The organism is Prosthecobacter sp., from assembly GCF_044227185.1.
Taxonomy (GTDB): domain Bacteria; phylum Verrucomicrobiota; class Verrucomicrobiia; order Verrucomicrobiales; family Verrucomicrobiaceae; genus Prosthecobacter.
The window spans coordinates 15411-41735 of record NZ_JBGAFO010000021.1 but is presented as its reverse complement, the minus strand read 5'-3'; the positions used below and the strand labels follow the sequence as shown (position 1 = coordinate 41735).

The following is a 26325-nucleotide window of genomic DNA, read 5'->3' as shown; positions in this document are numbered from 1 at the left end:
ATCATAACCGCGCAAAGACGCAAATTGCGCCGTTCAGCCACCCCCTCTCGTGAAGAAGCTAAAAGATTCACTTTCACCTCTCATGCTCCCATATTCACGCCGCCAGCTACTCGCCAATGCCTCCACCGGCTTTGGCATGGCCGCGCTCGCGGGACTGATGCAGGCGGAGACGGCGGTGCACCGGGCGAAGCGTTTTGCCCCGAAAGCCCGCAGCGTGATCTTCTGCTACATGAGCGGCGGTGTCTCCCACCTGGACTCGTTTGATCCAAAGCCGCTGCTGGAAAAGTACGCCGGGCAGCCCATGCCGGTGGAGGTGAAGAAGACGCAGTTCAACAACAACGGCACCGTGCAGCCGGCGCACTGGGAATTTCGCCAGCGCGGCCAGAGCGGCATGCCGGTAAGCGAGCTCTTCCCGCACATGGCCACGCTGGCGGATGAGATCTGCGTCATCCGCAGCATGACGGCGAAGTTCAGCGAGCATGCGCAGGGAAATTTCTTCATGCACAGCGGCTTTCCCTTTCTCGGTTACCCGAGCGCGGGCGCGTGGGCCAGCTACGGCCTCGGCACGGAGTCGCGGGATCTTCCCGGCTACATCGTGCTGCAAAGCGGCGGCGCCACGGTGCCGCATGGCGGCGTGGGCGTGTTTAGCAATGGCTTCCTGCCCGCGCAGCACCAGGCCAGCATCGTGCAGGCAGACGCCGAGGAGGCGGTGAAAAACATCCGCGCCCATCAGTCCCGGACCACGCAGCGCCGTCAGCTCGACTTCATCGGCTCCATGGACCACCGCTTTGCCAGCACAGCGCAGCATGATGTGCACGTGGATGCCGCCATCGCCAACTACGAGATGGCCTGGCGCATGCAGTCCGCCGTGCCGGAGCTGTGCGACATCTCCGGCGAAACGGAGGCCACCAAAAAACTCTACGGCATGGACGGCCCCGACTCTCCGCGCACCGCCTATGCACAGCAGTGCCTGCTGGCGCGGCGGCTGGTGGAGCGCGGCGTGCGCTTTGTGGAGCTGAGCTGCCTGCCACAGACGCTCGGCGGGGGTCAGGCCGCGAATCCCTGGGACCAGCACGGCCAGATCAAAAAGGGCCACGCCAACATGGCGCATCAGGTGGACCAGCCCATCACCGCATTGGTCAAAGACCTCAAATCACGCGGCCTGCTGGACAGCACGCTCGTCATCTGGGCCGGTGAATTTGGCCGCACGCCCTTCGCCCAGGGCACGGACGGGCGCGATCACAATCCCTACGGCTTCACCATCTGGATGGCCGGCGGCGGCGTCAGGCCCGGCCACATCTATGGCGCCACGGATGACTTCGGCTACCACGCCATCGAAAACGCCTGCACCGTCTATGACCTGTGGGCCACCGTCCTGCATCTTATGGGCATCGACCACGAACAGCTCACCTACCGCTTCAGCGGAAGAGACCTTCGCCTCACAGACGTGCATGGCAACGTGCTGCGCGATGTGATCGCATAACACCACGCGCCGATAACTGCAGTCCATTCCCGCACAAACCGCGTGTTATGGAGACTCACACAATAGGGTGACCACATCCATCCAAGATCAGGTCACCCCATCCACGCGCAGTCTTGCCCAAAGCTCCCGGAGGGAGCCGAGAGATTAGATATGGAAGCGAGGCTTGCCGAGCGAGAACCACCGGATCACGCGAAACATGCTTCCAAGCTCAAGTCCCGCATGCCGAAGGTATGCGAGAGCCGTGCGAGGACTCCTTGCGTGCGCTGGGTGGCCGGACGCTTCTCGCATACCTTCGGCATGCGGCCCTGAATGGGGATGGCGTCATGGGCTGTCCGGTGGTTCCCGCTGCACCGCTTCGCGGTTTGCGCTGACCACATCTAATCTCCTGGCTCCCTGCCGGGAGCCCATGACAGGATTGACCTGCGTGATGAGGGAAGGCTGATCCTTCCCGGGAGTCTGTCACCCTGTGATGCGAGTCTCAGTAACAGCATGCTTCGTGAGGTCTGCATCCCCCTTCGCATCACGTTTTGCACCGCGGACTCTCACTTCGCCTGAGTTGCTCTCGGTCTCGTCTCAGCTCCAAAGGAGCTGCGGATCATAGCCCATGCTCAGCCAGCTTGTCCTCCGAAGCTCTCGGAGCGAAGGATGGGCGGTGCAAATTTCCGGCCATTCCTTTGCTCCTTCATTCCTTTGCTAAAAGGAGCGCATTCTTTCTAGAACAGCCTCCCCCGTTACTCCACGTTCCACAATCCAGCCGCCTCGAGTTCAGGTGCTTCGTAGCTTTAGGGAAACGCTGATTAACACCGCCAAAAAATAGAAGACCACAAGGAATACATTCAAAATCAAATCTCTGCGTTCTCCAAATCTTCTGACTAACTACGCCTCAAATCTCCGGCCATTCCTTTGCCAAAAAATTCCTTTGCCAAAAAACAGCGCTCCCTTCCGCCACCGGCCTCCGTCGTTACTCCCCGTCCCACAATCAAACCGCCTTGAGTTCCGGTGCTTCTGACTAACTGCGGTCCAGATCTCCGGCCATTCCTTTGCCCATCCATTCCTTTGCCAAAAAACAGCGCTCCCTTTCTCGAACAGCCTCCGCCGTTACTCTCCGTTCCACAGTCAAGCCGCCTTGAGTTCAGGTGCTCCCGAATAACTAATCGCAGACTGGCTCTGAACCGATCAGGAATCTCTGCGCTCTCCAAATCTTTGCGGCGCAAATCTCCGGCCATTCCCTTGCTCCTTCATTCCTTTGCTAAAAAAACAGCGCTCCCTTTCTCGAACAGCCTCCGCCGTTACTCTCCGTCCCACAATCAAGCCGCCTTGAGTTCCGGTGCTCTGCGGTGCAAGATTTATTCAGTAACGACACATGGTATAAACTCGACGTAGCACCAGGATCCAGACGTCTTCACTTTCGTCCGCCCCCGTCGCCCCCTGCCGGCACGGCGGCCCCCGCTTCCGGCGTCACCTCACATCCCGCCACAGCCACCTCAGCGCCTCGGGCAGATTCGGCGCCATCCCCTTGCTGCCGTGGAAGCACTGCGTCCAGTCGATGCGGAAGTCATAGTCCTTGAACTTCAGCGCCGCGGCCATCTGCTTGTTCGCGATGGGCCAGTTGCCAAACTTGTTGTCCAGGTCGTTCTCTCCATCCAGCAGGTACACACGGATGGGCTTGCGGTCCGCGGCGCGCACCAGCGAGGGGTACACATGCCCGCCCTTGAGATCCACAAAGGAGCCCACCCAGGAGAGCACCTTGCGAAATTTGTCCGGCCTTTCCCACGCCACCGTGAAGGAGCAGATGCCGCCCGAGGATCCGCCTGCAATCGCCCAGGCCTCCGGCTGCGGACGAAACCTGGTCTGATAGCGCTTTTCCACCTCGGGCAGAATCTCCCCGGTCAGGAAGCGCGAGTACGCATCGCTGACAGAGTCATACTCAAAGCCGCGGTTGGCCGCTTTCTCTCCCGGCTTCTGCTTTGCCATGCGGCCCGGATCAATGAACACCCCCACCGTGCGCGGCATCTCCTTTTTGTGGATGAGATTGTCAAACACCACCGGCACACGCATGGACCCGTTCGGGTCCGCATGCCGCGAGCCATCCTGCCAGACCATGAGGCAGGTTTCCTCCCCTGCTTTGAAGCCCGCGGGCAGATAGACGGTCACTTCCCGCACGGTGTTGGGGAAGACCTGGCTCGTGCTCCACTCAAACTTCTCCAGCCGGCCCTGCGGCGCCTCTGGGTGCGGCAGGCTGTCTTCCGTATAGTCAAAATGCTCCACATGCACGGTGCCTGCCAGATGCGGCATGCCATCCGACTCCACGCGGTAGCCGGTTTCGGTGCAGTTCGGCATCTCCGTCACGAGCACCTGCAGACCGTCATCCCCCAGCGCGGTCATTTCACCGATCAGGGTTCCGTCCTGCTGTACCACACGCGCGGGCTTGGGATCGATGATCGCCCAGGCCACCGTCGTGGCCTCGATCTTCGCGGGCGCCCTGCCCTGCGTCAGGTTTTGCCGGCCAAAGAGCCTCACCACCTGGTCATGCAGCGTCTGCTGTCCCGCCGCCGCGGGCGTCCTGGCCAGCGCCGCGGCGATCTGCCGCGGAGTGATGGGCGGCTCCGCGCCCGGCTTGGGCTTGTTTTGAGCAAAGCTGGAGCCGATGGCACAGAAGAAAAACAGAGGGAGTACAGAACGCATGCGTGCGCGCTCTAACGCCGCTGCGGCACAAAGATTATCGACGAATTAACGCCGGTGCTGCTTTCATCGCCGCAGTCATTGGGGGCGTCTGCCGGCCGCGGCGGCCCCTTCTCACAGCGCCGCTGTGTACGGCATCCGCCCGCCAGGCGTTCCGGCCGTGCGCAGGCGCGCCTCAATGCCGTCCATCATCGCGCGGACATGGCGCCATTTCGTGCGGTCGCGCATGAGTTCCATGCTCTTCTCATACGACCCCCACTTGATCACTTCGATGTCCACATGCCGCACTCCCCAGCTGTCCATCATGGAGCGGCTCGGCTTGTACAGATCGATCGTTCCCGTCCCCACCAGCGCGCTGCCATAGTCATCCACCACATAGGTGATCCCCGGCTGGCCGGCGATGCGGAACTGCGTGCCCACCGGAAAGCGCGACCAGTCCGCCGCCGCGCTGCGCACACTGCCAAACCTCAAATTCGTCCCCAGCGCATTCTTCACTCCATAGACGATGTGATCGCTCTCGTTGTGCGTGTAGGCCGTGGTGCGCACGCGCATCTGAGAATTGCGATGCAGATTTACGCCCACCAGCATCACCGGTACCTTGGGGTCATCCAGCACAAACGTGTAGCGCTTGATCGCGCTGGGGCGGAAGGGCACATCCATCGCCAGGGCTTTGCGCACCTCGTATTTGACACCGGCCTGCAGCGGGGCGCTGTCGTTCTTATGCCGCATCTCCTTCCAGTAGGTCAGCAGCGGTTGTTTCGGCAGGGCACAGGCAGAAAGGCCGGTTAGCAAGGCAACGCACAGGCCAGAGGCGATCAAACGTGAGTTGTACATGGCTGGATATTTTTGGAATTACGAAAAAGATACCGTAAATTTCATATATCCTCAATATAAAAAGAATAATTTGCATATTTGTAATGTTTAATAGAGCTTAAGAAACCCAGGGCAGGAGACACCTTCGCGGAGGAAAGAGGTCCCCACGCGGACCCAGCAAAAGCCCCCCGCATTTTGGGGGAGGAGGTTTACGCTGAGCGGGATCATCCTGGTCCCGCTGCCGCAGGAAACACCAAGCCATGCCCGGGACTCCTGAGCAACCGCGCGTCAAGAGGGATGAGAACGCTCCCCTCTCCTTCACCTCGCAGCCGCAGCGGTTGCGCTACGGAGCCTCGCCCTGCTCTTCAGCCCAGAGCTTCCGCCAGTGGTCCAGCCGCTCCTTGATCCGCGCCTCCAGCCCGTTTGAGGTCGGGTCATAGTACTGCCGCCCGCCCTCCAGGCAGCGCTGCGGCACAAAGCCGCCCTCGAAATCATGCGGGTACAAATACCCTTCCCCATGCCCAAACTCCTTCGCCGCCTTCTTGTGGTGTGCATCCCGCAGGTGCTTCGGCACCGGCAGCGTGCGGCCGTTTTTCACGTCTTCCAGCGCAGCGTCGATCGCCAGGTACGCCCGGTTGCTCTTCGGCGCCGTGGCATTGTACACCGTGGCATGCGCCAGGATGATGCGCGCCTCCGGCATGCCGATGAACTCCACCGCCTGCTGCGCCGCCACCGCCACCCGCAGCGCATTGCTGTCCGCCATGCCGATGTCCTCGCTCGCGGCAATGACGATGCGCCGCGCGATGAAGCGCAGATCCTCCCCGGCATACAGCATCTTCGCCAGCCAGTACAGCGCCGCGTCCGGGTCTGAGGCCCGCATGCTTTTGATGAAGGCGCTGATCGTGTCGTAGTGCGCGTCTCCATCGCCGTCATACACCACCGTCTTCTGCTGCACGGATTCCTCCGCCGCCGCCAGCGTGATGACAATTTCCCCCTCCGCATTCGGCGGCGTGGAGAGCACCGCCAGCTCAAGCGCATTCAGGCAGCGCCGCGCATCGCCATCCGCCACCGTGGCCAGGTGCAGCCGTGCGTCTGGCTCGATGCGCGCCTTCATCCCGCCCAGGCCCCGCTCCGTGTCGCCCAGCGCACGTTCCATCAGCGCCTCCAGATCCGCGATGCCCAGCGGCTCCAGCGTGAAAACCTGCGAGCGGCTCACCAGCGGGCTGTTCACATAGAAGAAAGGATTGTGCGTCGTCGCGCCGATGAAGCGCAGCGTGCCGCGCTCCAGGTGCGGCAGCAGCACATCCTGCTGCGCCTTGTTGAAGCGGTGGATCTCATCCACAAACAGGATCGTCGTCTTGTTGTACAGCCGCAGATGGTGCCCGGCGTTCTCCGCCTCCTTGCGGATGTCCGCCACGCTGCTCTCCACCCCGCTGAGCGTGACGAAGCGCGACTTCGTCTCCTGCGAAATGATGTGCGCCAGCGTGGTCTTCCCCACACCCGGCGGACCGTAGAGGATGATGGAGGAAAAGCGGTCCGCCTGCACCGCGCGCCGCAGCAGCTTCCCCTCCGCCAGGATGTGCTGCTGCCCCGCATACTCCTCCAGCGTGCGCGGCCGCATGCGCGAGGCCAGCGGCGCCCCGGCATGATGCACCGCCGCCGCCGCGCGTGGCGGTTCAAGAGGCTTCGAGGCAAAAAAATCGTCCGCCATTCAGATCAGGGAAGATAACGATGAATGAAGCCGATTGGCCGCAACGGCAAATCGCAGTTTGCACCTGTTCTCGATATGCGGCATTACATTCCAACGGTCATGAAGCTCGAGAACCCCTTCCCCGGCATGAATCCCTGGCTCGAAATTGGCTGGGAAAATGTTCATGCCAAGCTGCTCACCTACATTTCTGACGCGCTCAACGAATCCTTGCCGCCGGATTTGCGTGTTCGCACCGAGGAGGGAGTGACGATTGGCGCCGGGGATCCTGAAACAGGCCTGGGAACCAAACGTCGCCCGGATGTGTCCGTAACCGAGTCGTGGAAACTCGGCAAGCCTCCGCAGTGGCAGCCCGAACCAGCCACTGGCAGCACTATGCTTGCAAAGCCCGACCAGATCGTGCTGGAAGACCACGTGCCGCCTCGCTGGCTGGAGATCACCGACAGCACAGGCCGGCTGGTCACCGTGATCGAACTGCTGAGCCCCTCCAACAAGACCTACGACCGGCAGGAATACAAACTGCGCCAGCGCCGCTATCTGGAGTGCCACGTGAATCTCGTGGAAATCGACCTCCTGCTTTCGGGCACGCACACCGTGGCCGTTTCCCCGGACCTGCTGAAGCCCGCGACTGGCAGCGCCCGCTACATGGTCTGCACAGCCCGTGCCGGCATGCCCAGCCAGCGGGAGATCTACCTGCTGCCGCTGCGGGAGCGGCTGAAACCTGTGCGCATTCCGCTGCGCGCCACGGACCAGGACGCCATCCTCGACCTGCAGCCGCTCATTGACCGTTGCTACCAGACAGGCCGCTACTGGCAGACAGACTATACGAGGCCACTGCCCCAGCCCCTAAATGACGCGGACTCAGCGTGGGCCACGGAGCTGCTGAAAGAGGCCGGGCTGATTCAACGCCCATGAAGGTCTCCAAAAAAGCCGAATACGCCCTCCGCGCCCTCGTGGCGATGGGGCGCGAGCGCGAGGGCACGAACTTCTCCATCCAGGACCTCGCCAGCAGCGAGCACATTCCCCTCAAGTTCCTGGAGCAGATCCTCCTGGCCCTCAAAAATGGCGGCCTCCTGCGCAGCAAGCGCGGCGTGGGCGGCGGCTACCAGCTCGTCACCCACCCGGCGCGCATCACCCTCGGCGAAGTCGTCACCCTCTTTGACGGCCCCTTCGATCCCCTCCCCGGTGCTGACCAGGACGCCCTCGGCCAAGTTTTCAGCGGCCTGCGCGACCAGGTCACCCAGTGGTTCGCCGAGCACACCATCGCGCAGATCATCGCCCAAGACCGCTCCCGCGATACAGTGTCATTTGACATTTGAGCCAGCCCCCCAAGGAGCGGGGGTCTCCGACCCCCACCAGTTCAGAGTCCGGCCAAGGAGCGGGGGTCTCCGGCCCCCACAGGTTCACAGCCCCCCAACACCTCGGCCCACTTCCCAAACAGCCACATGGCCGTTGAGAGAGAAATTTTACTGCCAGTTGCCGAAGGCGTAGGGGTTGTTGGGATTGGTCGGAGGCTGCTGGTTGTAGGCGCTCCCAGAGTAGTAGCTGGACGGCTGCCCGCCGCCGTAGTTCGGCTGCGAATAGCCCTGGCCCTGCTGGCCATACCCGTAATTCTGCTGCGGGTAGCCCTGGCCGTAGGACTGATTGTACCCCGGATTGGAATAAGGCTGGCCGTAGCCCTGCTGCGGGTAGGAGCGCGGACCGCTCATCATGCTGCCTGCCAGCGCCCCGAGAAGCCCCCCAATGGCCGCGCCTTCCAGCCCGCGGTGCCGCTGATTCCCAATGATGCCACCCGCCCCCGCGCCGATGAGCGCGCCCGCCACCGTACCGCCGCCACCCCCGCCGTAGCCTCCGCCTCCGTAGCCATAGCCCCCGCCGTAGCCGCCATACGGACCCGCGCAAGAGGCAAGGCCAAAGGTCAGCAGAAGGGTGCCCAGAGTAAGCGTCCGAACGAGTGTGGTCTTCATAGGTATGGGTGTGGAATCTTGTCCTGCACTCTGACGCGCTCTTTAACGGACTATTCGATTATATTTTTCAGACCTCGAACATGTGCCGCCGCGTGCCCCCCCCAATTTTCAATTCTCAGTTTCCAATTTCCAGTTTTCAGTCCTTCTTGCCGTTCACCATGAAACTCCTCCCAGCCCTTCTGCTCTCCACCCTCGCCGCGCTCTCCCCCCTGGCGGCGGCTGATTCATATGACATCGTCGTCTATGGCGGCTCCTCCGGCGGCATCACCGCGGCCATCCAGGCCGCCCGCATGGGCAAAACGGCGGTGCTCATCGAGCCCACCAAATTCCTCGGCGGCCTCACCACCGGCGGCCTCGGCGCCACCGACATCGGCAACAAAAAAGCCATCGGCGGCATGTCCCGCGAGTTCTACGCCAACGTCTTCAAGTACTACAACGATCCCGCAAAATGGCAGCACCAGACCCGCGAGGAATACTTTGCCAAAAAACCGCACGGCAACTCCAGCGCCGAGGACACCATGTGGACCTTCGAGCCCCATGCCGCCACGGAGATCTACGACGCCATGCTCGCCACCGTGAAGGACAAGGTGACCGTGGTCTTCAGCGAGCGCCTGGACCTGAAAAAAGGCGTGGTCAAAGACGGCGCGCGCATCACCAAGATCATCATGGAAAGCGGCCGCGCCTTTGCAGGCAAAATGTTTATCGACGCCACCTACGAAGGCGATCTAATGGCAAAGGCCGGCGTGAGCTACTCCGTTGGCCGTGAGGCGAATGCGCAATACGGCGAAACCATCAACGGCATCCAAAAAGCCAAGACCATCCACCACCAGTTCATCAAAAACGTCGATCCCTATGTGAAGCCCGGAGACCCGAAGAGCGGCGTCCTCCCTGGCATTGATCCCGGCAACATCGGCGAAGACGAAACCGGTGATAACAAACTGCAGGCCTACAATTTCCGCATGTGCACCACCGACGTGCCTGAAAACCGCCTCGACTGGGAGAAGCCGGCGAACTACGACGAAAAATGGTTCGAGCTCGCCCTGCGCAATGTCGAAGCTGGCGACGAGCGCATCTCCTGGGCCCCTTCCTGGATGCCGAACCGCAAGACCGACACCAACAACAACTTCGCCGTCAGCACCGACTTCATCGGCCAGAATTTCGACTACCCCAACGGCGACTACGAAACCCGCGCCAAGATTTGGAAAGCCCACGAAGACTGGCAGAAGGGCCTCATGTGGACCTATGCCCACCATCCTCGCGTGCCGGAAAAAATCCGCGCCGCCTTCCAGAAGCTGGGCCTCGCCAAGGATGAGTTCAAAGACAACGGCCACTGGCCCCGCCAGCTCTACGTGCGCGAGGCCCGCCGCATGATCGGCGGCTATGTGATGAGTGAGAAGAACTGCAAGCGCCGCGAGATCGTGGAAGACAGCGTGGGCATGGGCGCCTACAACATGGACTCCCACAACGTGCAGCGCTACATCACCAAGGAAGGCTTCGTGCGCAACGAGGGCGATATCCAGATCGGCACCCGCCCTTACCCCATCAGCTATCGCAGCATCACGCCAAAGGCCGAGGAATGCACCAATCTCCTCGTCCCCGTCTGCCTCAGCGCCACCCACATCGCCTACGGCAGCATCCGCATGGAGCCCGTCTTCATGGTTATGGGTCAGAGCGCCGCCACCGCCGCCGTCATCGCCATCGACTCCGGCAAAGACCTGCAGCAGATCGACGCCGCCAAGCTCAAAGAAAAACTCCTCGCCGATGGGCAGGTGCTCGACTTCGAATCTCCGCCCGTCCCAGAGCACGTCTCCCTCACCAAGGAAAAGCTCGGCGGCATCGTTGTGGACGACAGCGAGGCCGAGCTCACCGGCTTCACCTCCGAAGGCCACACCACCCCCGGCTATGTGGGCCAGGGCTACCGCCACGATGGCGACACCGCCAAAGGCGAGCAGAAAGCCCGTTTCACCCCCGATCTCCCTGCCGCCGGTAAATACCGCGTCGCCATCACCTACACCGCCCTCGCCAACCGCGCCGAAAAAGTCCCCGTCATCATCCACCACGCCGGTGGTGAGGACACGGTGATCGTGAACCAGAAAAAGAAGGCCCCTGAAAAGGACATCCTCCTCCCCCTCGGCACCTACCGCTTCGAAAAAGGCAAATCCGGCTGGCTCGAAATCCGCAACGCAGGCACCACCGGCCACGTCATCATCGACGCCGCTCAGTGGGTGCCGGAGAAGTGATCGAAAGGGTGGCCGCGAAAGCTTGCCGCTTGTTATATTTCCGTTTTTGCGTATTATCTGCGGGTGATCACTCATTTCGCGGACAAAAACACCGAGGCCATTTTTAATGGCCTGATGGTAAGGCGCGTTCCTCTTGAGCTTCAGCAGAATGTCCTGCGAAAGCTGCAGACGCTGCATGCCGCCACCCGCATCGCTGATCTCCAGGCTGTTCCTTCGCTCCACTGCAAGGCGTATCAAAAACCGCTCTGGAGCATCCGCGTCAATGCGCAATGGCGCATCACTTTCACCTTCTCGGAGCCACCGCTCGAAATTCGGAACGTCATGTTCACAGACTATCATTGACCCGCCTGTTTTTTTCACATTCAACCCAAATTCTCCTATGAGCACAAAAAACAAAAAGCAGCCGGCCAGGCTCACACCAGCCCATCCCGGTCAGATTCTGCTTCTGGAATTCCTGGAGCCAGCCGGTGTCACACAGTACCGGCTCGCCCAAGCCACCAGCATCAGCGTCAGCCGCATCAATGACCTCGTCAAAGGCCGCCGTGGCATCACGCCGGACACCGCCATCCGGCTTGGAGCCGCCCTGGGAGTGAGCGCTGAATTCTGGCTGAACCTCCAGCATGATTATGACATGCGCATGGCGCGTGCCGCGAAGGCAAAAGAATACGCTGCCATCACCTTGCTTCCAGAGCTATCGCACGCTGCATAAGGTCTGCGGCTTTACCGCCCTCCTACTTCGGCCTCTTCATCTCAAACATCTCCCGCGTGTAGCAGTACCAGTTCGGGCTCTGCATCCGCCCGATCGGCCGGTAATTCCCCGGCTGCACCAGCCACGTCTCCGGATCAAACACACCCTCGCGCACATGCACGCGCAGCACCTCGCCGATGATCAGCCGGTTGTCGCCGATCTCGATGATGCTGTGGCTTTTGCACTCCAGGCTCGCCGGAGCTTCGGCGATGCGCGGCGGCTTCACCGCGGTGCTCGGCAGCGCCGTCAGCCCCGCATGCACCAGCTCATTCTCACCCGGCGGCAGCGTCGCCGCACAGAGGTTCATCTTCTCCATGATCGCCTCATCCACCAGGTTCACCACAAACTCATGCGTCAGCCGGATGTTCCGCGCCGTGTCCTTCGGCACTCCCTCGGACCGGTCTCCCGGACAAATGCCCACGATCGGCGGCGAATCCCCCAGCACATTGAAAAAGCTGAACGGCGCCGCATTCACCCTCCCCTCCGGATCCACCGTCGTGGTCAAGGCGATGGGCCGCGGCGTCACCAGCCCGGCAAGAATTCGGTAAGCATCGTCCCGATAAGGTCCAGTAAGATCGAGTTCCATAATTCACAAGGAGCGGGGGTCTCCGACCCCCGGTTTGGATTTGAGTGGGGGTCAGGAGACCCCCACTCCTTGGGATGCGTCTTCCTCCGCGCGATACGCCCGCGCCAGCAGCGTCACCGGCTGCGTCACCTCCTGACACGGATGCCCCGCACTTCCGCACCTGCGCAAACCATTTGCGAGCTGCAGGTGACACCCCGGATTGCTCGTCGCCACCACCGGCGCACCGGCCTGCCTCAGGTTCTCCACCTTCCGCTTCAGCAGCTTCTGGCTCTGCTCCGGCTGCGTGATGTTGTAGATGCCCGCGCTGCCGCAGCACCAGTTCGACTCCGGCAGCTCCTTGAACTTCAGCCCCGGAATGCTCGCCAAAATCTGCCGCGGCTGCGCCACCACCTTCTGCCCGTGGCACAGGTGGCAGCTCTCATGATACGTCACCTCGCTCACTCCCGCGCCAGCCTCCGGCTTGCGGAAGCGGATCTGCACCAGCCACTCGTGGATGTCCTTCACCTTCTTGTCCCACTGCTTCGCCTTTTCCGCATAGAAAGGATCATCGTGCAGCAGGTGCCCATACGTTTTCAAATGCGAGCCGCAGCCGCCCGCATTGGTGATGATCGCATCGAGCGAATCGAGATCGAATGCATCGATCTGCCGCCGCGCCAGCTCACGCGCCAGCTCCAGCTCCCCATTGTGTGCATGCAGGGAACCACAGCAGCTCTGCGCGCGCGGCGTGATCACCTCGCATCCATTTGCCAGCAGCACGTCCGCCGTGTCGCGGTTGATGTTTGAAAACGCCAGATCCTGAATGCAGCCCGTGAGCAATCCCACACGGTAGCCCCGGTCCACCTTCGGCCGTTCATCCGGGAGAATGACTTCATCCGAAAACTTTTCCGCGATCTGCGGCGTCTGCGGCTCCAGCTTCGCCAGAGAAGGCGGCATCAGCCCAAAGAAGCGCATCTTCCGCATCAGCCTGTCCAGCCCCGTGCTCTGATACACCCGCAGCACGCGCCCGATCAACCTCAGCAGCCGCGGCCGCATGAAAATGACATTCAGCGAAAGCCAGCGCCAGAAGCCGCGCTCCATCCCATCATCCACCTGCGCCTGTTCCACCTCCGCGCGCGCCGTTTCAAACAGCTCCGCATAGTTCACCCCCGCCGGGCAGGCCGTCTGGCAGGCCAGGCAGCCCAGGCAGTAGTACATTTCATCAGACAGAGCCTTTGTCACCTCCAGCTCGCCGTCCGCCACCGCGCGCATCAGCGAGATGCGCCCGCGCGGGCTGTTTCGCTCATTCTTCGTCTCCACATAGGTGGGACAAGTCGGCAGGCACATGCCGCAGTGCATGCACTGCTGCAGCACGGAATAGTCGATGGATTTGAGAAGATTCGCGGTCATGGCAGTGCACAAATCTTTTTCATCATGATACTGATTGTTTCAATCATCCCGGTGTTTGCCATCCAGACGTCACAAGTTTGCTTCGGTCTCTCCATCCAGAATGTTCAGAATCTCCTGCTCGATTTTACGCCCGGGCAGGATGTCTGAATTGTCCTCCTCGCCGTGTTCGAGGATGTCGGAGATGATTGTCATAATGATGTAGAGGTGCCATTTCGCCGCAGCAGCGGCAAGACTGGAAAGAATACACTATCTCAATCAAAAATCTTCCCCGGATTCAGCAGCCCCTGTGGGTCCAGCGCCTTCTTGATGCTCCGCATCAGCTCATAGCTCCCCTCCCCGAGCTGTCGCCTCAGAAAGGACTTCTTCGCCAGTCCCACGCCGTGCTCTCCCGTCACCGTCCCGCCCACGCGGATGGTCTCCTCCACGATCTCCTCCAGTGCCGCCTCGATGCGGTGCATCTCCTCATGATCGCGCTCATTCGTCAGGAAAGTCGGGTGCAGGTTCCCATCGCCCAGATGACCAAAGGTGCCGATCTGCAGCCGGTGCTTCTTCGCCACCGCATCAATAAACGCCACCATCGCCGCCAGCTCGCTGCGCGGCACGGTCACGTCTTCCAGAATCGTCGTGGGCCGCACGCGGGCCAGCGCGGAGAAGGCATTGCGGCGGGCGGCGGCCAGCTTCGCGCCTTCGGCTTCATCCGCAGCGGCGCGCACATCACGCGCTCCATTCGCCCTCGCCAGCGCCATCATCTGCGCCGCTTCTTCGTCCACAACAACGGGGTGCCCGTCCGTCTCCATCAGCACCAGCGCCTCCACATCCGTGGGCAGGCCGATTTTCGCGTAATCCTCCACGCACTGCACCGTCACGCGGTCCAGGAACTCCAGCGTGCAGGGAATGATCTTCGCCGCAATGATCGCCGAGATCGTCTTCGCCGCATCTTCCATGGAATCATACAGCGCCAGCATTGTTTTCCGCGCCTTGGGGCGCGGCAGCACTTTCAGAGTGACCTCCGTGATGATGCCCAGCGAGCCCTCGCTGCCAATGAAGATGTCCTTCATGGAGTAGCCCGCCACGTCCTTCACGCACTTGTTGCCCAGGAAAGTCAGCGTGCCGTCCGGCAGCACCACTTCCATCCCCATCACATAGTCACGCGTCACGCCATACTTCAGCCCGCGCAGCCCGCCGGAATTTTCCGCCACGTTCCCGCCGATGGTGGAGATCTTCATCGAGCCCGGGTCCGGCGGATAAAACAGCCCCACCTTCGCGCAGGCATCATCGATTTCCTTCGTGATTACCCCGCTCTGCGCGCGCAGCGTCAGGTTCTTCTCGTCCACCTCCACCAGCCTGTCCATCTTCACCAGGCAGATCACCAGGCAGCCTTCCAGCGGCACGCTGCCGCCGCTCAGTCCCGTGCCGGAGCCGCGCGTCACCACTGGCACGTTGTTCCGGCGCGCGAGGTGTACACATTCTGAGACTTCCTCGGAGGTCAGCGGAAAAACCACCGCGCCAGGGCGCTGCTTCAGCGCCGCTGTTCCATCGAAACTGTACGGCACCAAATCCTCGTTCGAGGTAAGAACTCTATCAGGGGGTAAGATTTCCTTCAGAGACTGAATAAAGCGGGCTTCAATTTTGTTCACAGGGGGCCACTCTGGCGAGTTCGCGCTAGAGCGTCAACGCACGCTGTGGTTCATTATCATCTCATGAAATTCAATCACCTCATTCGTTTCACACCCATTTACCAAAGCCGCGTCTGGGGTGGACGCCGCATGCAGTCCCTCCTCGGCGCCTCCCTGCCGGACGCCACCACGCCCTTCGGCGAGGCCTGGACCGTGTGCGACCGCCCGGAGGCCCCCAGCATCACCGCGGACGGCGTCTCCCTGCACGACCTGTGGACGAACCACCGCGAGGAAGTCTTTGGCAAAGCCCTCCTCTCCTGCCCCAGTCCCACCTTCCCACTGCTGATGAAGATCCTCGACGCCTGCGATGATCTCTCCATCCAGGTGCACCCGCCCGCGCACATGGCCACCGCTTTGAATGGCGAACCCAAGACCGAGATGTGGTACATCGCCCACGCGGATCCCGGCGCGAAAATCTACGCCGGCCTCAGGCCCGGCGTCACCCAGGCAGACTTCGAGGCCGCCCTGCAAAACGGCACCGTGGCGGATGTCGTCCACGTCATCCCCGCCCGCACCGGAGACTGCCTCTTCATCCCCAGCGGCCGCGTCCACGCCATCGGCGCCGGCCTCCTCATCTACGAGATCCAGCAGAACAGCGACACCACCTACCGCGTCTTCGACTGGAACCGCGTGGGCCTCGATGGCAAACCCCGTGCGCTCCATGTCATGGAGTCCATGCAGAGCATCGACTTCAACGACTTCGCGCCCGGCGTGCAGAAAATCGAAGCCGACGGCACCCTGGTAAAATGCGAATACTTCGACGTCAAAGTGCGCAGCACTCCCGGCCCTGCCGGTGCTCCAGGCGAAGGCCTCACCCTCGCCGTGACCAGCGGCGAGATCAGCGTCGGCGGCACCGTCTTGAAAGCAGGTGACTTCGCCCTTGTCCCCGCCGCGCTGGAGGAAATGGCCCGCCAGGTGAAGCCCGCAGACAGCCACAGCAAGTGGCTCGAGATCCGCGTGCCCTCGTGAAAGAGCCCGGTTCAGGCCCTGTTTGGAAACCTCTTCTGGCGGCCCGGCATAAACACATGCCATTTCCATGCGAGACCCAGGCACCCTCCGAAAGCCCGGAGGGCTGGCACAATCGTAGCCGTGGGTGACAACCCACGGAACCGCATCACCTCCGTCTCTCAAAGCCGTGGAACCGCGTAGGGGCGACACAAAGCACCGCCGCGTACCCGATGCACAGCTCCTGCAAGCAGGGTTTGAAACCCCGCACCTCACACGCTACTGGCCGCCTGCGGCGCCAGACGGCGCGGCCTTCTTCACCTCCGCCCCGGGTGTCGCAGGCGCGGCCTTTTTCACCACTGCGGCGGGCTCCGCCTTCTTCATCTGTGGCGCGGCGTCCTCCGCCGCCTTGATCAATGCCGCCTCATTGGCCACAGCCTTCTTCGTCTCCGGCACCGGCACACTGGCACCTGGCTCAGCCTTCTTCGTTTCAGTCGCAGGCACCGCCGGCTTCTTCGCTGCGGTGGCAGGCGGCTTCTCCCTCTTGCTCTCCGCCGTGGCACCCGCTGGTGGCTTCGTCGCCTTCTTGTCCGGCGCGTCCTGCGGCGTGCTCGGCACGGCGATGAATTTCGCCTTCTCCGGATCCATCTTCGGCAGCTTCCCCTGCGGCACAGGCGGCAGTTTCTTCGGCGGCAGCACCGGTTTCAGCGCCTCCGCCGCTTTCTTGGTGTCGGGCGCAGGAGCAGGCGCGGGTGTTTCCTTGCCGCAGGCAATGAGCAGAAGGGCGGTCAGGCAGAGGCAGCGTTTCATACACCGCGAATGGACACCGAATGCGCGTGCGCATCAAGCCCCTCAACTGAGCTGATCGCCTTCACCACCGGTTCCGACTTCGCGCAGCTCTCCGCGTCCAGGCGGATGATGCTGGTGCGCCGCTGAAACATGTCCGCCGTGATGCCCGGGAACGATTTCCCGGAGCCGCCCGTCGGCAGCGTGTGGCTCGGCCCCGCCAGGAAATCCCCCACCGCCACCGGCGAGTGGTTCCCCAGGAAAATCGCGCCCGCCGTGCGGATCAGCGGCAGGATCGCCTCCTCACGCGTGGTGATCAGCGTCAGGTGCTCCGGCGCAAATTCGTTCGCCAGCCGCGCTCCCTCCTCCAGGCTCGGCACCAGCATCAGGAAGACGCCCTTCTCCAGCACCGGCGCCAGTTGCGCCTGCCGGCTCAGCGTCTTGGACTGCTTCTCCACCTGCGCCACCACGGCCTCCAGCAGCGCCGCATCATCCGTCAGGAAACCCGCCATGCTGTCCTTGCCATGCTCCGCCTGCGCCAGAATGTCCGCCGCGATGTAGGAAGGATTCCCTGACTTATCCGCCAGAATCAGCACCTCGCTCGGTCCCGGCAGCAGGTCGATCGACACCACGCCAAAGCTCTGCCGCTTCGCCTCCACCACATAGCTGTTTCCAGGACCAAAAATCTTCGTCACCGGCCGGATCGTTTCCGTGCCGAACGCCATCGCGGCGATGGCCTGCGACCCGCCGATTTTGTACACCTCCGTGGCGCCCGCCAGCTTCAGTGCGGCCAGCAGTCCGGCATTCACCGTGCCATCGCGCCCGCAGGGCGTGCACACCACGATCTCCGGCACACCCGCCGCGGCGGCAATGGCCACCGTCATGATGGAGGTGGACACCAGCGGCGCGGTACCGCCCGGCACATAGCAGCCCACGCGCTCAAAGGGGTGGTACACCTCCCCCACCGTCGCGCCCTGTTCGTTTTGAAAGCTCCAGTCCTGCCGCAGGCTGCGTTTCGCAAACGCCGCCACATTGCGGTGGGAGGACTCCAGCGCGCTCTTCAGCGCGGCATCCGCTGCATCCCAGGCCGCCTCCAGCTCCGCCTGCGGCACACGCATCTGCGCCGCCGTCAGCTTCGCCCCGTCAAATTTTTCCACCAGCTCCAGCACCGCGGCATCGCCACGCTCGCGCACGGCCTTCACCACGCCCGCCACCACTTCCCGCACCGCATCACTGGCCTCCGCACGGCGGTTCAAGGCTGCAGCAGCATTCGTGTAGTCAGAGTCAGTGTGTCGGATGATTTTCATCGGAGGGGGGCGTTAGACATGCAGTCAGGACGTCAAAGGGTCAAGCAGTCAAGAGACGCCGCCCCCAAGGAGTGGGGGTCTCCGACCCCCATTCCGGTTTCTGCGGATCGCCAGCAAACCCCCGTCACCCCGGCAAGAACTCCATTTCACCCACGGGACCGGCCTAAAGCTTGAAACCTGAAACCTTAAACTTGAAACCTGCAGCCTCTCTACGGCACCACTTCACCCGAGCCTGTGTACACCCACTTGTCCACCCGGCCGTTTTTGATGCGGGCCTGGGCTTCGGTCTCAAACTTCCCGAACATCGTCTGCGTTTCGTACTTCACGTTCACCGTCCAGTATTCCGTACCATCGATCTTTTCCTGCGCCGGATCTCCCCACGACTTGATGTTGTCGGGCTTGATTTCCGTCACTTCGCCGGCCTTCATGCTGGCGAGCAGCAGCGGGTACGTTCCATCAGCGTCTTTGACGGGCTTGTCATTGCTGCTGCCACCGCCGCCTCCGCCAGCGGTTGGCGGAGCATTCTTGGCACGCTCAGCCGCCGCCAGGCGGTATGCATGCGCCTTGCGGGCATTTTCCGTCTGCACCACCTTCACCTGCTCATAGGCCGCGGTGAAAACTTCCTTGAAGTCGGTGTCGTCCATCGCCACCAGCCCGCGCATGGGGGACCCTGCCGAAGCGCCCACCACCAGGTTCGGCCCTTCCTGGCCCATCACGAAAATCTTGGTGCCCGACTTGAAGGTGGTGGCCGCGGTGGCTTTGCCCATCTGCATCTTCAGCTCCAGGTCCTTCTTCATGGTCACCTGCTTCGGCGTGTTGAAGAAACCCTTCGGCACCGCCGCCCAGTTCTGGGTCAGTTCATCCACGGGCGGGAACACAGGCGCCACAAAGGCGTTCGGGTCCACCGGCGGCGGCTCGGGAGCCTTGGGCATTTCGGGTTTCGGCTCCTCCGGCTTCATTTCCGGCTTCGGCTCAGGCTTGGGCTCCGCCACCACCACTTTCGGTGCCGGCTTCGGGGCTGGCTTTGGCACTGGGGCCACCACGATCTCCTGCTTCGGCTCCTCCACCTTCGGCACGTGCTTGGTGAACTTCATGGCGTCTGCCAGCGGCGGATACACATACTCGTAGGAGATGTAACCGACGGCGATGGCCAGGATGATGACAATGAGAGGTTTCATGGCAGGAAGGGAGTCTAGGGGCGGGATCGGAGAAATCAACCGCCCTGATTCACCATTCTAAAACGCCCGGGCCGGGAGATTTCTTGGGCTTGATCTACCCTCCCCTGTGCGGCTTTTGTGCAGACATGCCTGAAGACGTGATCCGCGTGCGTGGCGCACGGCAGCACAACCTCCAAAACATCGATGTGGACATCCCGCGCCACCAGCTCGTCGTGCTCACCGGCGTCAGCGGCAGCGGCAAGTCCTCCCTCGCCTTCGACACCCTCTTCGCCGAGGGCCAGCGTCGCTACGTGCAGAGCCTTTCCGCCTACGCCCGCCAGTTCCTCGGCCAGATGGAAAAGCCCGACGTCGATTTCATCGAGGGCCTCTCCCCCGCCGTGGCCATCGAGCAGGTTCATTCGAACCCCAATCCGCGAAGCACCATCGCCACCGTCACGGAAATCTACGACTACCTCCGCGTCCTCTACGCCGTGGCCGGTCAGCCCTACGACCCCGGCACCGGCGAAAAACTCCACCGCAGCACCCCGCCCGAGATTGCAGACAAGGTCCTCGCCCTCGGCGAAGGCACCCGCGTCGTCGTCCTCTCCCCCCAGCCCCCGGCCAGTGCTGCCGACATCCGCACCCTCTTTGAAAAGCTCAAGCGCCAGGGCTTCGTCCGCGTCCGCCTAAACGGCACCATCGCCGAGCTCGAAGACTCCCCTGCCCTCGACGATGCCGAAACGCAAAACGTGCAGATCGTCATCGACCGCCTCGTCGTCCGCCCCGACTCCCGCCAGCGCCTCATGGAGGCCATCGAAAGCTCCCTGCACTGGAACGACCGCGAGGTGCAGTTCCTCGTCAATCTCGACGGCAGCGAGGAGATTCTCAGCTACACCACCGCCTTTGCGAATCCGCGCACCGGCTACACCATCGAGCGCCTCACCCCGCAGCACTTCTCCTTCAATACCCACCTCGGCGCCTGCCCCGCCTGTGAAGGCACCGGCACCAAGCCCACACCCGACGCCACCCTCCTCGTCCCCGACGAAACGAAATCACTCAAAGACGGTGCCATCAAAGCCTGGTGGGCTCGCCACCCGAAGGTGAAGATGATCTTCAATCAAAGCGTCGAGGCCCTGGCCAGACATTTCGGCGCATCCCTCGACACCCCCTTCCAGGACCTCCCGCAGGATTTCAAGCACGCCCTCTTCCACGGCACGGGCAGCGAGGCCATCAGCACCGGCTGGCAGAAAGCCGGCAACAAACGCAGCCTCGCCAAACCCTTCGAAGGCCTCCTCCCCGAAATCTCCCGCCTCTACGAAAGCGCCGAAAGCGACGCCCTCCGCTCCGCCCTCTCCCGCCTCATGAATCCCCAGCCCTGCGCCACCTGCGCAGGCATGCGCCTCAAGCCCGAATCGCTCGCGGTCAAACTCAGTTCCCGGTTCTCCGTTCCCAGTTCTCAGTTGTCCTCCAGCGCCCCCGCAAAAGGAAAACAGCTAACCGAGAACAGCGAACCGAGAACCGATTTAAACATCCACGACTTCACCGCCCTCCAAGTCCGCGACGCGCTGGAGTGGATCCGCCATCTCGAAGTCACCGACCAGCAAAAAGTCTATGTCGGCGAACTCCAGCGCGAGATCGGCAAGCGCATCGAATTCCTCGAACAAGTCGGCCTCGGCTACCTCGCCCTTAATCGCGAAAGCGGCACCCTCTCCGGCGGGGAGATGCAGCGCATCCGTCTCGCCTCCCAAATCGGCGCAGGCCTCGCCGGCGTCCTCTACGTGCTGGACGAGCCCAGCATCGGCCTGCACCCGCGTGACAACGAACGCCTCATCCAGACCCTCCTCCGCCTGCGCGATCTCGGCAACACCGTCCTCGTCGTCGAGCACGACGAGGCCACCATGCGCGCCGCCGATCACATCATCGAGCTCGGCCCCGGCGCCGGCCACCTCGGCGGAAAAATCACCGCCCAAGGCAGCCCCGCACAAATCGCCGCAAACCCAAACTCCATCACCGGCGGCTACCTTAGCGGCAAAAAACGCATCGAAGCCATCGCCCTCCCCCAAGACCTCTTAACCGAGAACAGAGAACCGCGAACAGGGAACTCTTTGGTCATCCACGGCGCGACCGAGCACAACCTCCGCAACGTCACCGCCGCCTTCCCCCTCGGTGCCTTCACCTGCGTCACCGGCCCCTCCGGCAGCGGCAAATCCACCCTGGTCGATGACATCCTCATGCGCGCCCTGCGCCGCCATTTTTACGATGCCAAGGAAATCCCCGGCGCGCACGAAAAGATCACCGGACTCGAGCACCTCGACAAAGTCGTCGTCATCGATCAATCCCCCATCGGTCGCAGCCCCCGCTCCAATCCCGCCACCTACACCGGCGCCTTCGGCCCCATCCGCGAACTCTTCGCGCAGCTCCCGCTCGCCCGCATGCGTGGCTACGACGCCGGACGCTTCAGCTTCAACACCCCCGGCGGCCGCTGCGAGAAGTGCGAAGGCGACGGCCTCATCAAGATCGACATGCACTTCCTCGCCGATGTCTATGTCACCTGCGAATCCTGCAAAGGCCGCCGCTACGGCGCGGAGACACTGGAGATCACCTTCAAAGGCAAGAACATCGCCGACGTCCTCGACATGACCGTCACCGAAGCCCTGCGCTTCTTTGACCGCAGCACCACCATCTCTCCCAAGCTGCGAACGCTGGAAGAAACCGGCCTCGGCTACATCAAGCTGGGCCAGAGCGGCGCCTCCCTCTCCGGTGGCGAAGCCCAGCGCATCAAGCTCAGCGCCGAGCTCGCCAAACGCAGCACCGGCCGCACCCTCTACGTCCTCGACGAGCCCACCACCGGTCTCCACAGCGCCGACATCCAGACTCTCCTCGGCGTCCTCCTCCGCCTCCGCGATGCTGGCAACACCCTCATCGTCATCGAGCACCACACCGACGTCATCCGCTGCGCCGACTGGATCATCGACCTCGGCCCCGGCGGCGGCACCGAAGGCGGGTATGTGCTTGCAACGGGTACTCCAAAGCAGATTGCCGCGAATGAGAAGAGTGTGACGGGGAGGTTTTTGCGGTAACCTGAATTAGCCAAGAGCTTTTATAAATTCGCCAGTGTTAACGCGTCGTTCAATTTCGATCGCCACACGCCTATGTACTTCGCGTTCATCACCTTCTAATGTGTGATGGAAGCCGCAGTTTGGACAATTGAATATGGAGTTTGATCGATCCAGATACCAACTGTGGGATAAGCGACAACGGCATGTATCGTTTGGGCAAAACGCATTTACAAGATCTGGTTCGATCTGGCCCAGATGATAAACCCAATTCCATCGGATTCCAAAAATCATATCCGATTTATAGTCTTCAAAAGTCGGAACGCTGGACGAACTTTTGAACATCTCTCGGATGATCAGGGCAACGCATAAAATAACGGGAACGGCAGCAAGTATTACACCCCAAACCGGTATACTCACTGGCGCAGCGAGCCATGCAAGCCATCCTTGTTTCCACAATCCGATTGCAGACGCAACGATTGAAAGAGTGACAACCCAGTTCTTCCACTTCTGCCAGAAGCTGTGAAACTTTTTATGTGTTAGCAGCCAAAACAAAAAAAGAACCGCGGGCTGAAAAACGGTCATAAGATTGGCTACGTCCTCAAGTTTAAAACCAGGGTATTTCATAAGATAAAAGTGGGCGTTTTTGTCTGCTTCCTAAAAAATGAATCGTTTTAGAAAACTCAACAGTGGCGCGCGGCAAACGCAGCGCACTTACAAATAACGCGAGGAATAATCAGGCAGCATGCGGTTAAGAGACTGAGCTGCTCGCAACGAATGTCCTGCACTATTCCTCTGTTAATTAGTCGCCCCTCTACTTCAGCACCCTCACCGCCGGCTTCCCCATGCACATCGGCGGCTCCTGAATCCCCAACCCCGCTGAAAGCGTCGGCGCGAGATCCGTGATCGAAAACTCATCCGCGTACCTTCCCGCCTTGAACGGTGCGCCGTAAAAGATGATCGGGATGTGCGTGTCATACGAAAACGGCGAGCCATGCGTCGTGCCCGTCGCCGCCTTGCCCGTGCCCGAAATCATCCAAGGCTTCAGAATCAGCACCGCATCGCCGCTGCGCTCACCGTTGAATCCATTCGCAATCCGCTGGCCGATCACGCCCGGCGCGCGGCCTTCCAGAAGCTGGTCGCGGCCATACACCGCGTGAAACACCTCCTTGGAAAGCGCCCATTCGCGGATGAAGGCCGTCAGCGCCTCGGGCTGCACCTTGTTCGTCTCCAGCACCGCGTGATCATAATAGAGGTTCCCCTCCACCAGCTTCGGCTTCAGGCTGCCCTTCGCAGACAGAAAATACCGACCCGCGCCGAAGCGCTCCGCCACCTTCCCCTGCAGTTCCACCAGCATGTCCGTCACATTGGGGCGTTCTCCATCCAGGCCCTGCTCCTTCGCATTTTCAGGCGTGGGCGCCACACCGTGGTCCGCCGTCAGCACCATCACCACATTCGCCAGCCCGATCTTCTTGTCCAGATACGCAAACAGCTCCTTCAGCTGCCGGTCCAGCCGCAGCGTGATGTCCTGCACCTCCTGCGAATACGGCCCAAATTTGTGCCCGCAGTAGTCGATGGAGGAAAATGAAACCGTCAGCAGGTCCGGCTTGTCCCCCTGCCCCAGTCCCTCGCCCTCGATCGCCGCCTTCGCGAACTCCATCAGAAGCTGATTGCCAAACGGCGTCGAAAGAATCGACTCATAACCTTCCGCCTCCTCCTTGATCACCTTGTGCGGAAAGGTGCTGCCCTTCTCGCCCGCCAGGTGGCCCTCTCCCGCCGCCTCATCCGGCACCGGATACTGCTTCGCATCCAGCAGCCGCTCCCAGGTCTGCCCCACAAACGCATCCGGCCGCTTGCTGTCATTGAAGGCCTTCACCCATCCCGGCAGTTCATTCTGGTAATAGGTGCTCGTGATAAAATTCCCCGAAGCCGCCTCAAACCAGTATGCCCCTGTCGGCTTCTTCCCCGCCGGCAAAATCGCCCCGCGATCCTTCACCGAAATGCCCACCACCTTGCTGCCCCAGTGCAGCCGCATCTGGTCCGCCACCGTGGCCCCGATAAAGTTGCGCGGCGACCTCTGCCCTTCCTTCGCATCCGTTCCCACGCCCTTCACACTATCATCCTCCACGCAGTACATCATCTCCCCGCTCCGCTTGTCGAACCAGTCGTTCGCGATCACCCCGTGCATCATCGGCGGGCTCCCGCTGAAAAAGCTCGCATGCCCCGGCGCCGTAATCGTCGGATAGTAATTGTACTGGGCGAAGGTCATGAAGGCCCCCTTGTCCGTCAGCTCCCGAAATCCCCCATCCACAAACTGCGAGTGAAAACGATCCAGATAATCATAGCGAAGCTGGTCCACCAGGATGGCGACGACAAGCTTCGGCGCCTTGGGCGGCGCCGCCTGCAAACCTGCGGCGCACATCATGACAAAAGCAGAGAGAAAAGTCGGTGTGGAAAACTTCATGGTCGGAAAAAGAAGAAACACCTTAACGCCCGCCCCGCGAGCAGAGTTTCAGCGACCTCAGCACAAGGTGGCCGCGCTTCACCCACCACTCCCCGCTTGAACTCCTGCACAACCACCGCCATTCAACCCGCGTAGGAATTCCGAACGAATGAGCACTCCCAAACCCACCCAGCTCGCCGCGCATGTGAAGGGCATCTCCAAAAGCTTTGGCGATGGCGGCTCCCGGCTCCAGGTGCTCAAGGAAATCGCGCTCGAGGTGCGCCGCGGGGACATCACCATGCTCGTCGGCCCCTCCGGCTGCGGCAAGACCACCCTCATCAGCATCATCGCCGGCACCCTGCGCGCAGACGCCGGAGAGCTGGAGGTCCTCGGCCAGGACCTGCGCAAGATGTCCACCGCCGCCATCACGCGCTTCCGCGCGAAACACATTGGCTTCATCTTCCAGTCCTTCAATCTCATCCCCACCCTCACCTGCGCGGAAAACGTCAGCGTGCCGCTCCTCATCCAGGGCATGAGCTCAGGCAGGGCCGAAAAACGCGCCAAAGAAGTCCTCGCCCAGGTCGGCCTTGGCGACCGCTTCAAGCACCGCCCCTCTCAGCTCTCCGGCGGCCAGCAGCAGCGCGTCGCCATCGCACGCGCACTCGTTCACGAGCCCGAGCTCATCATCTGCGACGAACCCACCGCCGCGCTCGATGCCAAGAACGGCCACGTAGTCATGGAACTCTTCGAGCACGTCGCCCGCGGCAAAGACCGCGCCGTGCTCATCGTCACCCACGACAACCGCATCTTCCACCACGCCAACCGCATCGCCAGCATGGACGACGGCCGCGTCGTCGAGATCCACGACGTCGATGCCGACAATCCCCCGCCCGAGCACCTCAAGCACGTCGAGCGCCTCTAAACAAGGAGTGGGGGTCTCCGACCCCCACGAGCTTTACCGTCAGGCCGATCATCCCCGCTCCTTCAAAAGCGGACGCGCACCCCTTCAGACAATTTCCAATTCCCAGTTTTCAGTTCTCAGTTTTCAGTCCCTTCCGATTTCGTCTCCCCCTCTGGCGCCTCCCCCTCCTTCGCCGCCTTCATATCCGGCAGCGAATCCAAATACAGCGCCTCCACCTTCGCCCGCGCCCACGGCGTCCTCCTCAAAAACGTCAGGCTCGACTTGATGCTCGGGTGCCAGTTGAAGCAGTTGATCGGGATCATCCTCCCCAGCATCTCCCAGCCATAGTGCTCCACGAGCTGCGTCACCATCATTTGCAGCGTGATGCCATGAAGCGGATTTTTCGGACCTGCGGCGTGCATGATAAGAATGAATTCGTGA

The 26325-nt window shown here is 61.8% G+C and carries 23 protein-coding genes; 9 read left to right on the top strand and 14 right to left on the bottom strand.

Annotated elements, in window-relative coordinates:
• Nucleotides 1-82 precede the first annotated feature (82 nt).
• Entirely contained in the window at nucleotides 83-1483 is a 1401-nt protein-coding gene (locus ACILSQ_RS30500) for a DUF1501 domain-containing protein (protein WP_395747491.1), read from the top strand.
• A gap of 1458 nt (nucleotides 1484-2941) precedes the next feature.
• On the opposite strand, the gene ACILSQ_RS30495 is transcribed toward ACILSQ_RS30500, so the two are convergent.
• From ACILSQ_RS30495 to ACILSQ_RS30485, 3 genes are all read right to left on the bottom strand, one after another.
• On the bottom strand, nucleotides 2942-4168 hold the full coding sequence (locus ACILSQ_RS30495) for an alpha/beta hydrolase (protein WP_395747490.1): 1227 nt from the start codon (nucleotides 4166-4168) through the stop codon (nucleotides 2942-2944).
• Nucleotides 4169-4279: 111 nt separating this feature from the next.
• A complete protein-coding gene (locus ACILSQ_RS30490) occupies nucleotides 4280-4999 on the bottom strand; it encodes a 3D domain-containing protein (protein WP_395747489.1) in 720 nt (239 codons plus the stop codon).
• Between the two features lie 322 nt (nucleotides 5000-5321).
• Complete coding sequence (locus ACILSQ_RS30485) at nucleotides 5322-6689, bottom strand: replication-associated recombination protein A (protein WP_395747488.1); 1368 nt, start codon at nucleotides 6687-6689, stop codon at nucleotides 5322-5324.
• A 99-nt stretch (nucleotides 6690-6788) separates the two neighbouring features.
• On the opposite strand from ACILSQ_RS30485, the gene ACILSQ_RS30480 reads away from it, so the two are divergent.
• Both ACILSQ_RS30480 and ACILSQ_RS30475 read left to right on the top strand, forming a co-directional pair.
• On the top strand, nucleotides 6789-7601 hold the full coding sequence (locus ACILSQ_RS30480; RefSeq protein WP_395747487.1) for a DUF4058 family protein: 813 nt from the start codon (nucleotides 6789-6791) through the stop codon (nucleotides 7599-7601).
• Nucleotides 7598-8005: an RrF2 family transcriptional regulator gene (locus tag ACILSQ_RS30475; protein ID WP_395747486.1), complete on the top strand. Its 408-nt coding sequence runs from the start codon at nucleotides 7598-7600 to the stop codon at nucleotides 8003-8005. The genes ACILSQ_RS30480 and ACILSQ_RS30475 overlap by 4 nt, the downstream gene beginning before the upstream one ends.
• A gap of 147 nt (nucleotides 8006-8152) precedes the next feature.
• Here ACILSQ_RS30475 and ACILSQ_RS30470 read toward each other — a convergent pair whose 3' ends face one another.
• A complete protein-coding gene (locus ACILSQ_RS30470) occupies nucleotides 8153-8653 on the bottom strand; it encodes a hypothetical protein (protein ID WP_395747485.1) in 501 nt (166 codons plus the stop codon).
• Nucleotides 8654-8811: 158 nt separating this feature from the next.
• Here ACILSQ_RS30470 and ACILSQ_RS30465 point away from each other — a divergent pair, with 158 nt between their 5' ends.
• From ACILSQ_RS30465 to ACILSQ_RS30455, 3 genes are all read left to right on the top strand, one after another.
• Nucleotides 8812-10893, top strand: a complete 2082-nt coding sequence (locus tag ACILSQ_RS30465) for an FAD-dependent oxidoreductase (protein ID WP_395747484.1) — start codon at nucleotides 8812-8814, stop codon at nucleotides 10891-10893.
• Between the two features lie 63 nt (nucleotides 10894-10956).
• Nucleotides 10957-11235, top strand: a complete 279-nt coding sequence (locus ACILSQ_RS30460; protein WP_395747483.1) for a type II toxin-antitoxin system RelE/ParE family toxin — start codon at nucleotides 10957-10959, stop codon at nucleotides 11233-11235.
• A gap of 37 nt (nucleotides 11236-11272) precedes the next feature.
• Nucleotides 11273-11602, top strand: a complete 330-nt coding sequence (locus tag ACILSQ_RS30455; protein ID WP_395747482.1) for a HigA family addiction module antitoxin — start codon at nucleotides 11273-11275, stop codon at nucleotides 11600-11602.
• Nucleotides 11603-11624: 22 nt separating this feature from the next.
• On the opposite strand, the gene ACILSQ_RS30450 is transcribed toward ACILSQ_RS30455, so the two are convergent.
• The 4 genes from ACILSQ_RS30450 to ACILSQ_RS30435 form a co-directional block, all read right to left on the bottom strand.
• Nucleotides 11625-12227, bottom strand: coding sequence for a flavin reductase family protein (locus tag ACILSQ_RS30450; protein WP_395747481.1), 603 nt, complete (start codon nucleotides 12225-12227; stop codon nucleotides 11625-11627).
• Nucleotides 12228-12278: 51 nt separating this feature from the next.
• On the bottom strand, nucleotides 12279-13613 hold the full coding sequence (locus ACILSQ_RS30445; RefSeq protein WP_395747480.1) for a (Fe-S)-binding protein: 1335 nt from the start codon (nucleotides 13611-13613) through the stop codon (nucleotides 12279-12281).
• 69 nt (nucleotides 13614-13682) lie between these two features.
• Entirely contained in the window at nucleotides 13683-13805 is a 123-nt protein-coding gene (locus tag ACILSQ_RS30440; RefSeq protein ID WP_395747479.1) for a hypothetical protein, read from the bottom strand.
• Nucleotides 13806-13864: 59 nt separating this feature from the next.
• A complete protein-coding gene (locus ACILSQ_RS30435) occupies nucleotides 13865-15250 on the bottom strand; it encodes an FAD-binding oxidoreductase (protein ID WP_395747478.1) in 1386 nt (461 codons plus the stop codon).
• A gap of 63 nt (nucleotides 15251-15313) precedes the next feature.
• Here ACILSQ_RS30435 and ACILSQ_RS30430 point away from each other — a divergent pair, with 63 nt between their 5' ends.
• Nucleotides 15314-16258 carry a type I phosphomannose isomerase catalytic subunit gene (locus ACILSQ_RS30430; protein WP_395747477.1) on the top strand — a complete coding sequence of 315 codons (945 nt, stop codon included), beginning with the start codon at nucleotides 15314-15316 and terminating at the stop codon, nucleotides 16256-16258.
• Nucleotides 16259-16513: 255 nt separating this feature from the next.
• Here ACILSQ_RS30430 and ACILSQ_RS30425 read toward each other — a convergent pair whose 3' ends face one another.
• The 3 genes from ACILSQ_RS30425 to ACILSQ_RS30415 form a co-directional block, all read right to left on the bottom strand.
• Nucleotides 16514-17044, bottom strand: a complete 531-nt coding sequence (locus ACILSQ_RS30425) for a hypothetical protein (protein ID WP_395747476.1) — start codon at nucleotides 17042-17044, stop codon at nucleotides 16514-16516.
• Nucleotides 17041-18327, bottom strand: coding sequence for a histidinol dehydrogenase (gene hisD, locus ACILSQ_RS30420; RefSeq protein WP_395747475.1), 1287 nt, complete (start codon nucleotides 18325-18327; stop codon nucleotides 17041-17043). Before hisD ends, ACILSQ_RS30425 begins: the two co-directional genes overlap by 4 nt.
• A 209-nt stretch (nucleotides 18328-18536) precedes the next feature.
• Nucleotides 18537-19505 (bottom strand): hypothetical protein, encoded by a 969-nt coding sequence (locus ACILSQ_RS30415; protein WP_395747474.1) that lies wholly within the window; start codon nucleotides 19503-19505, stop codon nucleotides 18537-18539.
• Nucleotides 19506-19630: 125 nt separating this feature from the next.
• Here ACILSQ_RS30415 and uvrA point away from each other — a divergent pair, with 125 nt between their 5' ends.
• Nucleotides 19631-22564, top strand: coding sequence for an excinuclease ABC subunit UvrA (uvrA, locus tag ACILSQ_RS30410; protein ID WP_395747473.1), 2934 nt, complete (start codon nucleotides 19631-19633; stop codon nucleotides 22562-22564).
• A gap of 6 nt (nucleotides 22565-22570) precedes the next feature.
• On the opposite strand, the gene ACILSQ_RS30405 is transcribed toward uvrA, so the two are convergent.
• Both ACILSQ_RS30405 and ACILSQ_RS30400 read right to left on the bottom strand, forming a co-directional pair.
• Nucleotides 22571-23167: a hypothetical protein gene (locus ACILSQ_RS30405; RefSeq protein ID WP_395747472.1), complete on the bottom strand. Its 597-nt coding sequence runs from the start codon at nucleotides 23165-23167 to the stop codon at nucleotides 22571-22573.
• Between the two features lie 187 nt (nucleotides 23168-23354).
• A complete protein-coding gene (locus ACILSQ_RS30400; RefSeq protein ID WP_395747471.1) occupies nucleotides 23355-25004 on the bottom strand; it encodes an alkaline phosphatase family protein in 1650 nt (549 codons plus the stop codon).
• Between the two features lie 148 nt (nucleotides 25005-25152).
• On the opposite strand from ACILSQ_RS30400, the gene ACILSQ_RS30395 reads away from it, so the two are divergent.
• Nucleotides 25153-25905 carry an ABC transporter ATP-binding protein gene (locus ACILSQ_RS30395; RefSeq protein ID WP_395747470.1) on the top strand — a complete coding sequence of 251 codons (753 nt, stop codon included), beginning with the start codon at nucleotides 25153-25155 and terminating at the stop codon, nucleotides 25903-25905.
• Nucleotides 25906-26021: 116 nt separating this feature from the next.
• Here the strand turns inward: ACILSQ_RS30395 and ACILSQ_RS30390 are convergent, their stop codons facing one another.
• Nucleotides 26022-26306, bottom strand: a complete 285-nt coding sequence (locus ACILSQ_RS30390; protein WP_395747469.1) for a VF530 family DNA-binding protein — start codon at nucleotides 26304-26306, stop codon at nucleotides 26022-26024.
• Nucleotides 26307-26325: the final 19 nt, after the last annotated feature.

What these genes read in the sequence shown, in the direction of transcription:
- ACILSQ_RS30500 (WP_395747491.1), top strand. Translation starts at nt 83, where the DNA reads ATGCTCCCATATTCACGCCGCCAGCTACTCGCCAATGCCTCCACCGGC.
- ACILSQ_RS30495 (WP_395747490.1), bottom strand. Translation starts at nt 4,168, where the DNA reads ATGCGTTCTGTACTCCCTCTGTTTTTCTTCTGTGCCATCGGCTCCAGC.
- ACILSQ_RS30490 (WP_395747489.1), bottom strand. Translation starts at nt 4,999, where the DNA reads ATGTACAACTCACGTTTGATCGCCTCTGGCCTGTGCGTTGCCTTGCTA.
- ACILSQ_RS30485 (WP_395747488.1), bottom strand. Translation starts at nt 6,689, where the DNA reads ATGGCGGACGATTTTTTTGCCTCGAAGCCTCTTGAACCGCCACGCGCG.
- ACILSQ_RS30480 (WP_395747487.1), top strand. Translation starts at nt 6,789, where the DNA reads ATGAAGCTCGAGAACCCCTTCCCCGGCATGAATCCCTGGCTCGAAATT.
- ACILSQ_RS30475 (WP_395747486.1), top strand. Translation starts at nt 7,598, where the DNA reads ATGAAGGTCTCCAAAAAAGCCGAATACGCCCTCCGCGCCCTCGTGGCG.
- ACILSQ_RS30470 (WP_395747485.1), bottom strand. Translation starts at nt 8,653, where the DNA reads ATGAAGACCACACTCGTTCGGACGCTTACTCTGGGCACCCTTCTGCTG.
- ACILSQ_RS30465 (WP_395747484.1), top strand. Translation starts at nt 8,812, where the DNA reads ATGAAACTCCTCCCAGCCCTTCTGCTCTCCACCCTCGCCGCGCTCTCC.
- ACILSQ_RS30455 (WP_395747482.1), top strand. Translation starts at nt 11,273, where the DNA reads ATGAGCACAAAAAACAAAAAGCAGCCGGCCAGGCTCACACCAGCCCAT.
- ACILSQ_RS30450 (WP_395747481.1), bottom strand. Translation starts at nt 12,227, where the DNA reads ATGGAACTCGATCTTACTGGACCTTATCGGGACGATGCTTACCGAATT.
- ACILSQ_RS30445 (WP_395747480.1), bottom strand. Translation starts at nt 13,613, where the DNA reads ATGACCGCGAATCTTCTCAAATCCATCGACTATTCCGTGCTGCAGCAG.
- ACILSQ_RS30440 (WP_395747479.1), bottom strand. Translation starts at nt 13,805, where the DNA reads ATGACAATCATCTCCGACATCCTCGAACACGGCGAGGAGGACAATTCA.
- ACILSQ_RS30430 (WP_395747477.1), top strand. Translation starts at nt 15,314, where the DNA reads ATGAAATTCAATCACCTCATTCGTTTCACACCCATTTACCAAAGCCGC.
- ACILSQ_RS30425 (WP_395747476.1), bottom strand. Translation starts at nt 17,044, where the DNA reads ATGAAACGCTGCCTCTGCCTGACCGCCCTTCTGCTCATTGCCTGCGGC.
- hisD (WP_395747475.1), bottom strand. Translation starts at nt 18,327, where the DNA reads ATGAAAATCATCCGACACACTGACTCTGACTACACGAATGCTGCTGCA.
- ACILSQ_RS30415 (WP_395747474.1), bottom strand. Translation starts at nt 19,505, where the DNA reads ATGAAACCTCTCATTGTCATCATCCTGGCCATCGCCGTCGGTTACATC.
- uvrA (WP_395747473.1), top strand. Translation starts at nt 19,631, where the DNA reads ATGCCTGAAGACGTGATCCGCGTGCGTGGCGCACGGCAGCACAACCTC.
- ACILSQ_RS30405 (WP_395747472.1), bottom strand. Translation starts at nt 23,167, where the DNA reads ATGAAATACCCTGGTTTTAAACTTGAGGACGTAGCCAATCTTATGACC.
- ACILSQ_RS30400 (WP_395747471.1), bottom strand. Translation starts at nt 25,004, where the DNA reads ATGAAGTTTTCCACACCGACTTTTCTCTCTGCTTTTGTCATGATGTGC.
- ACILSQ_RS30395 (WP_395747470.1), top strand. Translation starts at nt 25,153, where the DNA reads ATGAGCACTCCCAAACCCACCCAGCTCGCCGCGCATGTGAAGGGCATC.
- ACILSQ_RS30390 (WP_395747469.1), bottom strand. Translation starts at nt 26,306, where the DNA reads ATGCACGCCGCAGGTCCGAAAAATCCGCTTCATGGCATCACGCTGCAA.